The following is a 1,593-nucleotide window of genomic DNA, read 5'->3' on the forward strand; positions in this document are numbered from 1 at the left end:
CCGTCGGCGAAGCCGACCACGGCATGCAGCGGCGCGGTATAGGCGTTGTCGATGACGATGTTGTTGTCCGGGCGACGTCCGATGGTCAACTGGAACGAGCCCAGTTCGATCTCCTCCGGCCCGTTCCGGGTGCTTCTGACAATCTTCGCCATGACCCTGAAGGTTTTCCTGCGTTGGGTGGCTATTGTCCTTGCCGCGGGCATGCCGGTAAAGACTTGTTCGGGGACGGGGTAAACTGCCGCGACAAAGAGCATGGGGAAGCAATGAGTCAGGACAGCCAGTTCAGCCTGTTGCGGCAGCGCCGCTTCGGTCCGTTTTTCCTGACCCAGGCCCTGGGCGCCTTCAACGACAACGTCTTCAAGAACGCCCTGGTCATCCTGGTGGCCTTCGGCATCGCCGGGCTGGCGCAGGAGCAGGTCAACTTCTACGTCAACCTGGCGGCGGTGCTGTTCATCCTGCCGTTCTTCCTGTTTTCCGCCACGGCCGGCCAGCTGGCCGAGAAATACGAGAAATCGCGCCTGATCCGCGCGATCAAGCTGCTGGAGATCGGGATCATGGCCCTGGGCGCCTTTGGCCTGTGGCTGTCCAGCATCCCGGTGCTGCTCGGCGTGCTGTTCCTGCTGGGCTTCCAGGCCGCCCTGTTCGGGCCGGTGAAGTACGCCATCCTGCCGCAGCACCTGCGCGAGGAGGAACTGATCGGAGGCAACGCCTGGGTCGAGGCCGGCACCTTCCTGGCGATCCTGCTGGGCACGGTGCTGGGCGGCTGGCTGATCGCGCAGCCCGGTGGCGCGCACTGGGTCAGCGCCGTGGTGGTCGGGCTGGCGCTGCTCGGCTATCTCGCCTGCCGCGCGATCCCGGTGGCGCCGCCGGCGGCGCCGGAACTGCGCATCAACTGGAACCCGCTGACGGAGACCTGGCGCAACCTGCGCTTCATGCAGACCAACCGCACGGTATTCCTCTCCGTGATGGGTATCTCCTGGTTCTGGTTCTTCGGTGCCGCCTTCCTGTCGCAGATGCCGACCTACGCGCAGCAGATCCTCGGTGGCGACCCCTCGGTGGCAACGCTGCTGCTGACGCTGTTCTCGCTGGGCATCGGCGCTGGCTCGCTGCTGTGCGAGCGCCTGTCCGGGCACAAGGTGGAAATCGGCCTGGTGCCGCTGGCTCCATCGGCCTGACGCTGTTCGGCATCGACCTGTACCTGGCGCATCCGGCAGCGGCGCAGGTCACCGGCCTGTCCGCGGGCGCCTTCCTGCAGCAGGCGGGCAGCTGGCGCGTGGTGATCGACCTGGTACTGATCGGCGTGTTCGGCGGCTTCTACATCGTGCCGCTCTACGCCCTGATCCAGACCCGCTCGGACCCGGGGCACCGCTCGCGCATCATCGCCGGCAACAACATCCTCAACGCCCTGTTCATGGTCGTGGCCGGTGGCCTGGCCGTGGTCCTGTTCAAGGCCGGCCTGACGATCCCGGAGCTGCTGCTGGTGGTGGCACTGATGAACGCGGCGGTGGCGGTGTTCATCTACTCGCTGGTGCCCGAGTTCCTGATGCGCTTCCTGGTGTGGTTGCTGACGCGCAGCCTCTACCGCATCGAACA

At 65.9% G+C, this 1,593-nt stretch carries 1 protein-coding gene and 1 pseudogene; both read left to right on the plus strand.

Annotated elements, in window-relative coordinates; genetic code table 11:
- The first annotated feature begins 263 nt into the window (after positions 1-263).
- Entirely contained in the window at positions 264-1,175 is a 912-nt protein-coding gene (locus D3874_RS27605) for an MFS transporter (protein WP_199699404.1), read from the plus strand.
- A pseudogene (locus tag D3874_RS29765) lies at positions 1,112-1,593 on the plus strand (hypothetical protein); the annotation flags it as partial. The gene D3874_RS27605 and the pseudogene D3874_RS29765, both read left to right, overlap by 64 nt.

Source organism: Oleomonas cavernae (assembly GCF_003590945.1).
In the GTDB taxonomy this organism is placed as follows: domain Bacteria; phylum Pseudomonadota; class Alphaproteobacteria; order Zavarziniales; family Zavarziniaceae; genus Zavarzinia; species Zavarzinia cavernae.

What these genes read in the sequence shown, in the direction of transcription:
- D3874_RS27605 (WP_199699404.1), top strand. Translation starts at nt 264, where the DNA reads ATGAGTCAGGACAGCCAGTTCAGCCTGTTGCGGCAGCGCCGCTTCGGT.